This window comes from Mesorhizobium sp. M0571 (assembly GCF_040320985.1).
In the GTDB taxonomy this organism is placed as follows: domain Bacteria; phylum Pseudomonadota; class Alphaproteobacteria; order Rhizobiales; family Rhizobiaceae; genus Mesorhizobium.
Genome location: NZ_JAMYQT010000007.1, coordinates 102029 through 113843, shown reverse-complemented (window position 1 = coordinate 113843; position 11815 = coordinate 102029). Strand labels below are relative to the sequence as shown.

14 protein-coding genes and 1 tRNA gene are annotated in these 11815 nt (G+C 63.7%); 7 read left to right on the top strand and 8 right to left on the bottom strand.

The annotated features are described in order from the left end of the window. Position 1 precedes the first annotated feature (1 nt). The 3 genes from NKI85_RS11285 (at position 2) to NKI85_RS11275 (ending at position 2814) form a co-directional block, all read left to right on the top strand. Complete coding sequence (locus NKI85_RS11285) at positions 2–901, top strand: LysR family transcriptional regulator (RefSeq protein ID WP_352776746.1); 900 nt, start codon at positions 2–4, stop codon at positions 899–901. An 84-nt stretch (positions 902–985) separates the two neighbouring features. Then, positions 986–1654 carry a DUF1007 family protein gene (locus NKI85_RS11280; RefSeq protein ID WP_352524577.1) on the top strand — a complete coding sequence of 223 codons (669 nt, stop codon included), beginning with the start codon at positions 986–988 and terminating at the stop codon, positions 1652–1654. Then, positions 1651–2814, top strand: a complete 1164-nt coding sequence (locus tag NKI85_RS11275) for a nickel/cobalt transporter (RefSeq protein WP_352524702.1) — start codon at positions 1651–1653, stop codon at positions 2812–2814. Before NKI85_RS11280 ends, NKI85_RS11275 begins: the two co-directional genes overlap by 4 nt. 25 nt (positions 2815–2839) lie before the next feature. On the opposite strand, the gene denD is transcribed toward NKI85_RS11275, so the two are convergent. The 4 genes from denD to NKI85_RS11255 all read right to left on the bottom strand — a co-directional run bounded on the left by denD (position 2840) and on the right by NKI85_RS11255 (position 5782). Further along, entirely contained in the window at positions 2840–3817 is a 978-nt protein-coding gene (denD, locus tag NKI85_RS11270) for a D-erythronate dehydrogenase (protein ID WP_352524578.1), read from the bottom strand. 1 nt (position 3818) lies between these two features. Further along, the gene (locus NKI85_RS11265; RefSeq protein ID WP_352524703.1) at positions 3819–4025 is read right to left on the bottom strand and encodes a hypothetical protein; all 207 of its coding nucleotides are present in this window, start codon (positions 4023–4025) and stop codon (positions 3819–3821) included. Between the two features lie 61 nt (positions 4026–4086). After that, positions 4087–5082 (bottom strand): cation diffusion facilitator family transporter, encoded by a 996-nt coding sequence (locus NKI85_RS11260; RefSeq protein ID WP_352524580.1) that lies wholly within the window; start codon positions 5080–5082, stop codon positions 4087–4089. Between the two features lie 13 nt (positions 5083–5095). Continuing rightward, positions 5096–5782 carry a GNAT family N-acetyltransferase gene (locus NKI85_RS11255; RefSeq protein ID WP_352524581.1) on the bottom strand — a complete coding sequence of 229 codons (687 nt, stop codon included), beginning with the start codon at positions 5780–5782 and terminating at the stop codon, positions 5096–5098. An 83-nt stretch (positions 5783–5865) separates the two neighbouring features. On the opposite strand from NKI85_RS11255, the gene NKI85_RS11250 reads away from it, so the two are divergent. Both NKI85_RS11250 and NKI85_RS11245 read left to right on the top strand, forming a co-directional pair. Continuing rightward, positions 5866–7050, top strand: coding sequence for a pyridoxal phosphate-dependent aminotransferase (locus tag NKI85_RS11250; RefSeq protein ID WP_352524583.1), 1185 nt, complete (start codon positions 5866–5868; stop codon positions 7048–7050). 34 nt (positions 7051–7084) lie between these two features. Beyond that, the gene (locus NKI85_RS11245) at positions 7085–7465 is read left to right on the top strand and encodes a YciI family protein (protein WP_352524585.1); all 381 of its coding nucleotides are present in this window, start codon (positions 7085–7087) and stop codon (positions 7463–7465) included. 12 nt (positions 7466–7477) lie between these two features. On the opposite strand, the gene NKI85_RS11240 is transcribed toward NKI85_RS11245, so the two are convergent. Next, the gene (locus tag NKI85_RS11240; RefSeq protein WP_352524587.1) at positions 7478–8233 is read right to left on the bottom strand and encodes an SDR family oxidoreductase; all 756 of its coding nucleotides are present in this window, start codon (positions 8231–8233) and stop codon (positions 7478–7480) included. 221 nt (positions 8234–8454) lie between these two features. Further along, positions 8455–9201, bottom strand: coding sequence for a tellurite resistance TerB family protein (locus NKI85_RS11235; RefSeq protein WP_352524589.1), 747 nt, complete (start codon positions 9199–9201; stop codon positions 8455–8457). A 276-nt stretch (positions 9202–9477) separates the two neighbouring features. On the opposite strand from NKI85_RS11235, the gene NKI85_RS11230 reads away from it, so the two are divergent. Beyond that, positions 9478–9837, top strand: a complete 360-nt coding sequence (locus tag NKI85_RS11230; protein WP_352524590.1) for a YybH family protein — start codon at positions 9478–9480, stop codon at positions 9835–9837. A 23-nt stretch (positions 9838–9860) separates the two neighbouring features. On the opposite strand, the gene trhO is transcribed toward NKI85_RS11230, so the two are convergent. Beyond that, the gene (gene trhO / locus NKI85_RS11225) at positions 9861–10781 is read right to left on the bottom strand and encodes an oxygen-dependent tRNA uridine(34) hydroxylase TrhO (RefSeq protein ID WP_352524592.1); all 921 of its coding nucleotides are present in this window, start codon (positions 10779–10781) and stop codon (positions 9861–9863) included. Between the two features lie 169 nt (positions 10782–10950). On the opposite strand from trhO, the gene NKI85_RS11220 reads away from it, so the two are divergent. Continuing rightward, on the top strand, positions 10951–11589 hold the full coding sequence (locus NKI85_RS11220) for a 2-dehydro-3-deoxy-phosphogluconate aldolase (RefSeq protein WP_352524594.1): 639 nt from the start codon (positions 10951–10953) through the stop codon (positions 11587–11589). A gap of 59 nt (positions 11590–11648) precedes the next feature. On the opposite strand, the gene NKI85_RS11215 is transcribed toward NKI85_RS11220, so the two are convergent. Continuing rightward, a tRNA-Gln gene (locus NKI85_RS11215) sits at positions 11649–11722 on the bottom strand. Positions 11723–11815 lie beyond the last annotated feature (93 nt).

The window sequence follows — 11815 nt, the reverse complement described above, 5'->3', positions numbered from 1 at the left end:
CATGGATACGCTGACCCGCATGCGCGCCTTCATCGACGTGGTCGAGGCCGAAGGCTTTTCGGCGGCGGCACGCAAGATCGGCCGCTCCAAGGCGCTGCTGTCGAAATATGTGCGCGAGCTGGAGGACGAGCTCGGTGCGCTGCTGCTCAATCGAACGACCAGGCAGTTCTCGATGACCGAGGCCGGCCACACCTATTACCGGCGCGCCTCGGAGATTGTGCGCGAGGTCGACAGCCTTGCCGATGCGGTGCGCGAATCCTCCGGCGACGTGCGCGGCAGGATCAAGCTGTCGGCGCCGCGCACCTTTGCCGACGCGCCGATCGGCCAATCGCTGATCGACTTCGCCAAGCAGCATCCCGACATCGTGCTCGACATTCATCTCGACGACCGTTTCGTCGATCTGGTCGAGGAGGGCTTCGATCTGGCAGTGCGCATTTCGCGGCTGGAAAATTCCTCACTGATTGCGAGACGGCTGGCGCCGTTTTCGGTGCGGCTCTGCGCATCTCCCGAACTGATCGCCAAACACGGTATGCCGGTGCGGCCGCAGGACCTTGGCCGCGTGCCCTGCATCATCGACACCAATGGCCGCTGGCTGACCAACTGGCCGTTCAAGGGCGACAGTGGCGATACGGTGAGTGTTTCGGTGTCCGGCCCGATCGAGGTCAACAGCCCGATGGCGGCGAGGGCCGCCGCGGTGGCGGGATTGGGGTTTTCCATCCTGCCGGATTTCATCGCCGCGCCCGACATTGAAAGCGGCAAGCTGGTGACGGTGCTGGATGACCGCATCCTGCCCGGCGGCGGCATTTTTGCCGTCTATCCGCACCGGCGCTATCTGCCTGCAAAGGTTCGCGTTTTCGTCGACTTCCTGGTGCAGTGGTTCAAGGCACTGGGGAGCGCATGAGCTTCAGCCGCCTTCCGGTCCCATTTTCGCCCCCTTTGTGGTAACTGTCGGCATTCACCGAAGCCGATGGAATCACGACCGAGAATGCACCTGAAACGGCAAGCAATCATGCTGGCTTCGGCCTTGGCGGGGACATTTGCCGCCGTCGGACCGGCTGAGGTGCATCCCCACGTCTTCGCCGAGGCCCGCCTCGAAGTGGTCCTCAGCCCGGATCACCAAACTGTGAAGGCATTGCGCCATCTCTGGCGCTTCGACGATTTGTTTTCGAGCACGGTGATGATGGAATTCGACAAGAATTCCGACCTGAAGCTCGACGACAAGGAGCTGAAGGAAGTCGCCGACACCGTCCATGCTTCGCTGGCGGAGTTCAATTACTTCCAGCTTGTCACCGTCGATGGCAAGGACGTGGCGATGAACCCGCCGCCGCATTTGATGGCCAATTTCGACAACGACCAGCTCATCATCCTGTTCGAATCCGAACCGAAGACGCCGATCAAGCTCAGCGGCAAGATCGATATCGGCGTCTACGACCCGACCTTCTACACCGCGATCGATTTCACCGAGGATGCCAATCTGCAGGTCGATGGCTTGCCCTCGACCTGCACCAGCAAGGTCGTCCGCCCAAACCCGGACGAGGCGATCGCCGAGAACCAGAAGACCCTGACCGACGCTTTCTTCAATGATCCGACGGGCACCGACATGAGCAAGATCTTTGCCACCAAGCTTGAGCTGACCTGTCAGCCGGAAGGATAGATCCAGTGACGAAACCGTCCCTGCGTTTGGCATTCGGCCTTCTGGCCGCCACCCTGGTGATGACGCACTTCCTCGGCTCCGCCCACGCCCAGAGTTCGCTCGGCATCGGCACCAATGACGGGATGGCCCCAACCACCGGCCCGTTTGCCCACATCCTGATGTGGATCAATCTGCGCCAGCAGGAATTCTATCATGCGCTTGCCGGCGCGATGAAGGCGATGCGCCAGGACGGAAGCAAGCTGTGGCTGCTCATCGGCCTGTCCTTTGCCTATGGCATTTTCCACGCTGCCGGCCCCGGCCACGGCAAGGCGGTGATCTCGTCTTACATGGTGGCCAATGAAGTCGCGCTCCGGCGCGGCATCATGCTGTCCTTCGTCTCGGCCCTGCTGCAGGCGCTGACCGCGATCGTGGTGATGCTGCTCGCCTATTTCGTGCTGCGCGGCACCGCTGTCTCGATGACTGACGCCGCATGGTTCCTCGAAATCATGAGCTATGTCTTCGTCACCCTGTTCGGCGCCTGGCTTCTGTGGCGCAAGGCCGGCCCGGCGATCCTGCGCCTGTTCGGCGCAAATCCCGGCTACAGCCTCTCGGCCGCCCACGCCGGCCACGCCGGCCATTCGCATGCCGGCCATTCACATTCAGCGCACGCGACGCATTCCCACGCGCTTAATGCGCATGACGATCACGACCATTCGCATGATCATGATTCCCATGACCACGGCGCCCACGACCAACACCATGCTCATGCTGCGCACGACCATCACCATGCGGTCGGCGAGGTCTGCGACACCTGCGGACATTCGCATGCGCCCGACCCGGCGCTGCTTTCCGGCGACCGTTTCGACTGGCGCACCGCCTGGTCGGCTGTCGCTGCCGTCGGCATCCGTCCCTGCTCCGGCGCGCTGATCGTGCTGAGCTTCGCCTTGCTGAATGGCCTATGGTTCGGGGGCATCCTTTCGGTGCTGGCCATGGCGCTCGGCACGGCGATCACGGTTTCGGCCTTGGCGACGCTTGCGGTGACGGCCAAGAACTGGGCGGTGTACTTCGCCGGCGACGGCCGCATGGGCAACCGCATCCATTCCTTCGTCGAGATCGGCGGCGCCGCCTTCGTCTTCCTGTTCGGCCTGCTGCTGCTGTCGGCCAGCCTGACCGGCGCCTGACCCTCGTTGCGTCCGATCGGGCGCTTTAAATAGAGATCTTGCCGCCCAACTCGTCCTCGACGTAGACGCGGATGATGTCGTCGAAGCTCGTTTCGGCGGCAAAGCCAAGTTCCATCGAGCGTCGCGCCTCGAAGCGTGTCGGCCAGCCTTTGACGATCGCCCAGATCGTCTCGTCGGGCTCCTCGCGGATCAGTTTCACCGCCTTGGCGCCGGCGACACGTTCCAGCGCTTCGATCTGCTCGCCGACACTGACGGCGACGCCCGGCATCGTCAGATTGCGGCGCGGGCCGACGGCAGCGCCGTCGATCTGGGCGGCATGGATCAAGAAATTGACCGCCGAGCGCGGGCTGGCGTGTGTGTGCACCACCGAGCGCGGCACCGGCAGGATCGCTTCATGGCCGCTCAACGGTTCGCGGATGATGCCGGAAAAGAAGCCTGAGGCCGCCTTGTTCGGCTTTCCGGGCCTGACGCAGATGGTCGGCAGCCTGATGCCGATGCCGTCGAAGAAGCCGCGCCGCGTGTAGTCGGCAAGCAGCGCCTCGCCGATCAGCTTCTGCGTGCCGTAGGAGGTCAGCGGCGTCGGATGGAACTCGTCCGGGATGACATCCGGGAATGGGGCGCCGAACACGGCGATCGACGAGGTGAAGACGACGCGCGGCGCAAACCCCGCCAGCCTTATGGCATCGAACAGCGCCCTGGTGCCGTCGAGATTGACGCGATAGCCGAGATCGAAATTCGCCTCCGCTTCACCCGACACGACGCCGGCGAGATGGAAGATCACGTCGGGGCGCGACGCGACCAGATTTGCCGTCGCGCCTGGTGCTGCAAGGTCGCCGGTGTGGAGGGTAATGCTGACACCTTCGAGGACCGGCGCTTGTGGCGGCACGATGTCGTGAAGGTCGAGCGCGGCGATCTTGCGGCCGCTGAGCGTCCCGTCCTTGGCCAGCCGGGCGATGAGTTTGCGGCCGACCATGCCTGCCGCGCCGGTGATCAGAATGCGCATATCAATGATCCTTTTTGCGCTGGCTGCGGCTACGCAACCAGAACACGACGAAAATCGCCACCATGAAGACCGCGGCGACGATGCCGGCAAGAACGGTCGAGACTTTGCCGACCGCCAGCATCACGGTTGGAAGATAATAGGCTGCGATGCCGAACAGCAGCAAAACCCAGGCGGCGCCGATCGCCGCATTGCGGGTATCGCGATCCATCAGGCGGCCCCAGGGAGGCGGGGGTTCATGTTGATCGTTGCCAATACGAAGAACTCCCGAGTCAGTGATAGTGGCCGCGATGCGGTGCCGCATCATGCGCATCGTCGTGCTCGCCTTCATGCTCATGACGGCCGTCATGGCTGTCGGCACATTGGCCGAATTCCGGTTCGACGGTGGCATGGGCTATGCCATGCTCTGCCGCAAGCCGCTTCTTGATCGCGCTGACCGCCATATGCGAATCGACGCCTTCATCCAGGCAGGCGTGCAACGTCGCCATATTGCTGGAGCCGTCGATCGACCAGACATGCATGTGGTGCACCTCGCGCACGCCCTTGACCGCGCCTTCTATGTCCTTGGCGATCAGGTCGCGGTCGAGGCTTGCCGGTACGCCTTCGAGCAGGACGTGGGCGGCTTCGCGCATCAGCGACCAGGCCGTGGACAGGATCAGCAGCGCGACAAGGACCGACAGGATGGGATCGATGGGCGTCCAGCCCGTCGCCAGGATCACCAGCGCCGCAACGATCGCCGCTGCCGAGCCGAGCAGGTCACCGAGCACGTGCAGGATGGCGCCACGCATGTTCAGGCTGCCACGATCGCCGCCATGCAGCACGAAGAAGGAGCCGATGTTGACCAGCAGGCCGGCGATCGCAACGACCAGCATCGGCCCGCCGAGCACCGGGGCCGGTGCTTGCAGGCGGCCCCATGCCTCGTAGACGATCCACAGCGCAATGGCGAAGATGGCGATGCCGTTGGTGTAGGCGACCAGGGTTTTGACCCGGCCAAAACCGTAGGTGAGGCGAACGGTTGCCGGCCGACTGGCAAGATGAAAAGCATACCAGGCAAGGCCGAGCGCGATGCAATCGGCGAGCATGTGGCCGGCATCCGCCAGCAGCGCCAGCGAGCCCGTCAGCAGGCCACCGAGCGCTTCCACGACCATGAAGCCGGCGGTCAGGCAGGCCGCGATCAGCACGCGCTTCTTGTCGGTCGAGCCATGCACATGCCCGGCGCCGTGACTTTGGTCATGCCCCTGCGCATCATGGTCGTGGGTATGCGCCATTTATGAGCTCCTGCTACACCCCGAACTCGGCGCGGAAATCCTCGAGCCGCCGCTTCTGCTGGCCGTCGCTGTCGAAATTGGCCGGAGCGAGCCACGCCTCATAGGCTCTGCGCAGATCAGGCCATTCCTTGTCGATGATCGAATACCACGCGGTATCGCGGTTTTCGCCCTTGACCACAAGATGCTGACGGAAAATGCCTTCGAACTTGAAGCCGAAACGTTCCGCCGCGCGCTTCGACGGCTCGTTGCGATTGTTGCATTTCCATTCATAGCGGCGATAGCCGAGTTCGTCGAAGATGTATTTCATGAACAGGAACTGTGCTTCCGTCGCCGCCGGCTTTCGCGAGATCAGCGGACCCCAATAGATGTTGCCGATCTCGATCACGCCATAGGCAGGGTCGATACGCATCAGCGTCTGGCGTCCGGCGACCTTGCCGCTGGCCTTGTCGATGACCGTGAAGAACAGCGGGTCCTCGCTGGCTTCTGCCTTGTCCAACCACGGCTGGAAGGCGGCGCGGGTTTCCGGCGGGTAGTCTGGCAGCCAGGCAAAGCGGCCGTCGACATCGGGCACTGCCGATGCCTCGAACAGGCCATCGCCGTGTTTTTCGGCATTGAGCGGCTCCAGCCCGACATAGCGCCCCTCCAGCACCTTGCGTTCCGGCCGCGGACGCGGCTGCCAATTCTTGAGGTTTTCCGACACCCGAAGCTCCAATCCGTTTGACTTTTGCGAAAGGACGCTCACAAAAACGCACGCTCGCTGAAAGAACCACACGGACGGGAAAAATGCTCCACACGATTTCGGCCTTCGACCGCCTCGGCGAGGAAAATGCCTTCGCGGTGCTGGCGCGTGCCACCGCACTTGCCCATCAAGGCCGCGACATCGTCAATCTCGGCATCGGCCAGCCCGACTTCAAGACGCCGCAGCACATCGTCGAGGCCGCGATCAAGGCGCTGCGCGACGGCCATCACGGCTATACGCCGGCCAATGGCCTGTTGGCGACGCGCGAGGCGGTGGTGCGCCGCACGCTGGCTACCACCGGCGTCGAAGTCTCGCCCGAGGCGGTGATGATCCTGCCCGGCGGCAAGCCGACCATGTTCGCGGCGATCCTGATGTTCGGCGAGCCGGGCGCCGAGATCCTCTATCCCGATCCCGGCTTTCCGATCTACCGCTCGATGATCGAGTTCACTGGTGCTGCCCCCATCCCGGTGCCGATGCGCGAGGAGAACGGCTTTGCCTTTTCCGCCGAGGAGACGCTGGCGCTGATCACACCGAAGACCAGGCTGCTGATCCTCAACTCGCCGGCCAATCCGACCGGCGGCGTCACGCCGCGAGCCGAAATCGAGAAGCTCGTCAAGGGGCTGGAAGCGCACCCGGACGTCGCCATCCTCTCCGACGAGATCTACGACGTGATGACCTATGACGGCGAGACGCATTGTTCGCTGCTCGCCTTCCCCGAAATCCGTGACCGGCTGATCGTGCTCAACGGCTGGTCGAAGACCTGGGCGATGACCGGCTGGCGCATGGGCTGGTCGATCTGGCCGAATGGCGACAAGGGCGCGCATCTCTACGACAAGGTGCGCAAGCTGGCGGTTAATTGCTGGTCCTGCGTCAACGCGCCGAGCCAGTACGCCGGCATCGCGGCCATCGACGGCCCGCAGGACGACGTCGACAAAATGATGCGCGCCTTCGACCGCCGCAGGAAGGTCGTGGTCGAAGGCCTGAATGCCTTGCCCGGCGTTTCCTGCATCACGCCGAAAGGCGCTTTCTATGCCTTCCCCAATGTTTCCAAAACCGGCTGGAAGGCCAAGAAGCTCGCCTCGGCGCTGCTCGAGGATGCCGGCGTGGCGCTGATCGGCGGGCCCGATTTCGGCATTCTCGGCGAGGGCTATGTCAGGCTGTCCTATGCCAATTCCGAGGAGAACATCCTGCGCGCGCTGGAACGGATCGAAGCGTTCCTGGCGAAGTGAGGACAGGTACACGGCTGAAGAAAGGTGACATCGGATGTTTTATGCCATCCTTGCCTATCATGAGGAAGAAGCAATTGCGGCGCTGACGCGGGAGGAGGATGCGGCGCTGATGACCGACCTGCTCCAGATCAACGATCGGCTTTACCGGGAAGGCACCCTTGGGCCGGCGGCGCGGCTCGGCGCGACACAAGACGCCTGCACCTTGCGCGGGCCAGGCGCCGGAATGGTTATTGACGGCCCCTTCGCCGAGACCAAGGAGCAATTGTTGGGGCTCTATGTCGTCGACTGCGCCAGCCGTGACGCCGCGATCGAAATTGCGCGCGACCTTCGCCGCGTCAATCCGACCGCCGTCTACGAAATCCGCCCGATTTCGCTGTATCTTCCCGGTGTGCCGCTTCCGGCCGCGCAGCCCTAGACCGGACTGCGACTACCCTCGCCCGACAAACGGCATCTTGGTTGCCATCACGGTCATGAACAGCACGTTGGCGTCGAGCGGCAGGCTGGCCATGTGGAGGACGGCATCGGCGACGCGTTCGACATCCATCACCGCTTCGGCAGCGATGGTGCCGTTGGCTTGCGGCACGCCGACCGTCATCGCTTGCGCCATCTCCGTCAGCGCGTTGCCGATGTCGATCTGACCGCACGCGATGTCGAAGGGCCTGCCGTCCAGCGCCAGCGTTTTGGTCAGCCCGGTTATAGCGTGCTTGGTCGCCGTATAGGGCACCGAGCCCGGCCGTGGCGCATAGGCCGATACCGAGCCGTTGTTGATGATGCGACCGCCCATCGGCTGCTGCCTGCGCATGGCGCCGAAGGCGGCGCGAGCACACAGGAACGAGCCGGTGAGATTGACCCCGACGATTTCGTCCCACACTTCGACCGGGATGTCGTCGATCAATGTCGATTTGTAGCTCGTGCCGGCGTTGTTGAAGAGCAGGTCGACGCGCCCGAAAGCCGCCGCCACCGTCTCGAACAGATCGTCGACCTGATCGGCCTTGCTGATGTCGCAAGCAACTGCCAATGCCTTGGCCTGTGACGGACCGGCCGCAGCGATTGCTTCCTCCAGCATCGGCTTGCGGCGGCCGCAGAACACCGTATTCCAGCCGGCCTTGAGCAGTGCCGTGGCGACGCCTTTGCCGATTCCCGTGCCGGCGCCGGTAACGATGGCGGTTTTGTAGTCGGTCATGGCTGTACTCCCTGGAAGAGATGAGCCATCGCAAATGACGGGAACCATGGCAAGCCGGCCTGAAGGCTGTGCTCGCAAAAAGGGCGGCCATTGGCGACCGCCCCTGATCCGAACCGGGCTTGGGAGGAGGAAAGCCGATCCGACTGGCTAAAATGATGCGCTTCCTCGGTTAACGAGAAGCTAACGCGAATAGCGCCGGGCTTCGCGGCTCTTCCCTCAAGCTACCAACGCGAACCGGCCACCGGCTTGGCGGTGCTGCCTGCCGCCGGTACCTTCGCCGCCGTCACCGTCGCCTCGACATGATCGACCAGCGCGTCCGGCAGGCCGAGGCGGCCGGCAAGCAGGTCGAGATAGCCGCGTTCGGCGCGCGTGTCCGGATCTATGGCAAGACGCGAGGCGGTGTAGAGCTCCAGCTTTTGCGCATCGGTCTTGGCGCCGGCGATCAGCACATCCAGATCGAGCGGCGCCTCCAGTTCCGACATCAGGAATTTCTCCGCTTCGGCGCCGATGCCGGCGAGGCTGAGCTTGCCGGCGATCTTCTGCCGCTCTTCATCATCGACATGGCCGTCGGCCTTCGCCGCCGAGATCATCGCCCTGACCAGCGTCAGCGTGAATTCGTCTTCGCCCTGCGGCGCCTGCGACGGATGGAAGGCGGTATCGGCCGGCGGCGGCAGCAATTCCGGTTCGCCGGCAGCTTGCGTCTCGGCCGGCGCATTGCCATTCTTGTAGTTCTGGTAGGCCTTGTAGGCGAGGCCACCGATCGCAGCCAACCCACCAAGCTTCACCGCCGCACCGGTGACCTGACGGCCTGGGCCGGTTCCGAGCAGCACCGCAGCCAGCGCACCGGCGGCAAGCGGATTGTCCTTGGCCATCTGCACCGCCTGTCCGGCCTTGTCGCGGACGGTCGATCCGGTGCCGGGAAGTTGCGAGCCGAGCAGATCGTCGAGGAGCTTCTTGGGATCGAACATCTATGCCTCCAGAATTGGCCCGGCCGAAGGTGCGCGGGCAGGTTTGCACGTCGAAGACCTAGGTCCCGCAGTTTGACATTACAATGACGGGGTGCATCCTTTTGCCCGCTGCCGCGCATGACCTCGAACCGACGTCTGCTGGAATTTCACGCGGAAATCAAACTGCTGCAGCCTCCTTCGGCGCCAAAAAACACGCGGCGCTGCAGACATTGGACGTGTCGAAACCAGCCTCGACTTCGAGGAATGTCGCGGCATGTCCCTTGGGAGGAGCTTAGCATGACCGATGAGACAGACCGCGAGCCGGCACGCGATCCCCAACAACTGGAGCGTCTGCTGATTTCGCGGCAGTGGGTCGGAGACATCGACGGCATGGCAGCGCTTTTTGAGCCGCATGCCGTCATCGACAGCGGTAGCGGACAACTGACGTTCGGCCGCGAAGCCATACGGGCGCTGTTCGCGAAGATCACCGCAACCGGCCGAAAATTTCAGTCCGGAGATCAGCGCCCGGCTGTCATCAATGGCGACCTGGCGCTCACCTCGACCCGGCTTCCCGATGGCACGATCACCACCGAGATCGCGCGCCGGCAGAGCGACGGGACATGGCTGTGGGTCATCGACCGCTTCTCTGTCGCGTAATGTGAAGGTCGCTTAACGTGAAGCTAACTTCCGATGTGGCGATCGCCGCGCGCTTGCGCCAGCTCGACCTGGCGCTGGCGCTCGGCGTAGCGGGCGCGATCTTCGTCCGAGCGGGCATCGAAGCAATGCGGGCATGAAACGCCGGCGGCGTATTTCGGCGACAGCCGGTCTTCTGCTGTCAGCGGATGCCGGCACGCCCGGCAGAGTTCCGCGTCGCCTTCGACCAGCCCGTGCGATACCGAAACGCGCTCGTCGAAGACGAAGCATTCGCCTTGCCAGAGGCTTTGTTCGGCGGGCACGTCTTCGAGATACTTCAGAATGCCGCCCTTGAGGTGGAACACATCCCCGAAGCCGAGCGACTTCACGTAGGCCGTCGCCTTTTCGCAGCGTATGCCACCGGTGCAGAACATGGCGACCTTGCGCCCGTCGAGCTCGTCGCGATGCTGCTCGACCCAGGCCGGGAATTCGCGGAAGCTGGCGGTGGCGGGATCGACAGCGCCCTTGAAGGTGCCGAGCGACACCTCGTAGGCGTTGCGCGTGTCGATGACGATGGTGCCTGTATCTGAGATCAATGCGTTCCAGTCGGCCGGTGCAACATAGGTGCCTGCACCTGCCGCCGGATCGATATTGTCCACGCCCATGGTGACGATCTCGCGCTTCAGCCGCACCTTCATGCGGTGGAACGGCATCGCTGCGGTGCTGCTGTATTTGATCTCGAGGCCGGCGAGACCTTCGATGGATTCGAGATGATTGATGAGCGCGGCGATTGCCGCTTCACTGCCGGCGAGCGTGCCGTTGATGCCCTCACGCGCCAAAAGCAGCGTGCCTTTGATGCCGCGTGCACAGCAGAAGGCGGCGAGCGGCGTGCGTAGTGCCTCGAAGGCGTCGAGCCGGGCGAAGCGGTAAAGCGCGGCGACGCGGAAGGCTTGGCTGGACAGTGTCATCACCGAGCCACTAAACGCTCACGACAGCCGTTTCAAGGCAGAGCCGAGAGCGTTCTACCCGCGGTCGGTTTGGAACACCACGCGTGACATCGCGACACGCCGCGTTTCGTGGACAGAAAAACCGCCTTCTGCTAACCGGTCGAATTGATCAACAGAGGAGAGACGACGAATGCCCAGCACGACCGAAAAGCTCCTGTCGCTCCTCGATGGCCAGCCGGTCATCCCAGTGCTGAAGATCGCCAATCTCGCCGACGCGGTGCCGCTGGCCCGGGCGCTGGCCCGCGGTGGCCTGCCGGCGATTGAGATCACGCTCCGCACCGCCGACGCGCTGGAGGCGATCCGCCGGGTGGCGGGCGAGGTCGAAGACGCCGTCGTCGGCGCCGGCACCATTTTGGACGCCCGCCAGTTCGGCGAGGCGGCGGCAGCCGGCTCGAAGTTCATCGTCAGCCCCGGCATCACCCGCGAGCTTCTCGCGGCAGCCAAGGACAGCGATGTGCCGTTGCTGCCCGGCGCCATCACGCCGGGAGAGGTCATGGCCGCTCGCGAAGCCGGCCTGCGTTTCCTGAAGTTCTTCCCGGCAGAACAGTCGGGCGGCATCGCCTCGCTCAAGGCATTCGCCTCGCCGCTTGCCGACGTGAAATTCTGCCCGACCGGCGGTATCACCGGCAAGAATGCCGCCGACTATCTCAGCCTGCCCAACGTCATCTGTGTCGGCGGTTCCTGGGTGGCGCCGGACGATCTGGTCAAGGCCGGCAAATGGGACGAGATCGAAGCCTTGGCACGCGAGGCGCGCAAGCTCGGGCGCTAGCATCTCCTGCATGAAAAACCCCCCGCCGATCTGGCCTACTTCCGATCTGGTTCGCCGGCTGGTTCCCGCTCATGGGCTCGAACCACGATTCACGCCTTCAAAGGGCGCTGTCCTACCATTAGACGAAGCGGGAGAAATGCTGCCTGTTGGGTAGCATCCCAGCGCGATAGAAGCCAGTGCCAACAGTGGAACGGATGACACGCCGCGCGGTTGCCAGCGCGGCCTT

Excerpts from the sequence above, each read along its gene's own strand:
- NKI85_RS11230 (WP_352524590.1), top strand. The coding sequence starts at position 9,478 with ATGACCGATGAGACAGACCGCGAGCCGGCACGCGATCCCCAACAACTG.
- NKI85_RS11285 (WP_352776746.1), top strand. The coding sequence starts at position 2 with ATGGATACGCTGACCCGCATGCGCGCCTTCATCGACGTGGTCGAGGCC.
- NKI85_RS11250 (WP_352524583.1), top strand. The coding sequence starts at position 5,866 with ATGCTCCACACGATTTCGGCCTTCGACCGCCTCGGCGAGGAAAATGCC.
- NKI85_RS11235 (WP_352524589.1), bottom strand. The coding sequence starts at position 9,201 with ATGTTCGATCCCAAGAAGCTCCTCGACGATCTGCTCGGCTCGCAACTT.
- NKI85_RS11245 (WP_352524585.1), top strand. The coding sequence starts at position 7,085 with ATGTTTTATGCCATCCTTGCCTATCATGAGGAAGAAGCAATTGCGGCG.
- denD (WP_352524578.1), bottom strand. The coding sequence starts at position 3,817 with ATGCGCATTCTGATCACCGGCGCGGCAGGCATGGTCGGCCGCAAACTC.
- trhO (WP_352524592.1), bottom strand. The coding sequence starts at position 10,781 with ATGACACTGTCCAGCCAAGCCTTCCGCGTCGCCGCGCTTTACCGCTTC.
- NKI85_RS11240 (WP_352524587.1), bottom strand. The coding sequence starts at position 8,233 with ATGACCGACTACAAAACCGCCATCGTTACCGGCGCCGGCACGGGAATC.
- NKI85_RS11260 (WP_352524580.1), bottom strand. The coding sequence starts at position 5,082 with ATGGCGCATACCCACGACCATGATGCGCAGGGGCATGACCAAAGTCAC.
- NKI85_RS11220 (WP_352524594.1), top strand. The coding sequence starts at position 10,951 with ATGCCCAGCACGACCGAAAAGCTCCTGTCGCTCCTCGATGGCCAGCCG.
- NKI85_RS11280 (WP_352524577.1), top strand. The coding sequence starts at position 986 with ATGCACCTGAAACGGCAAGCAATCATGCTGGCTTCGGCCTTGGCGGGG.
- NKI85_RS11265 (WP_352524703.1), bottom strand. The coding sequence starts at position 4,025 with ATGGATCGCGATACCCGCAATGCGGCGATCGGCGCCGCCTGGGTTTTG.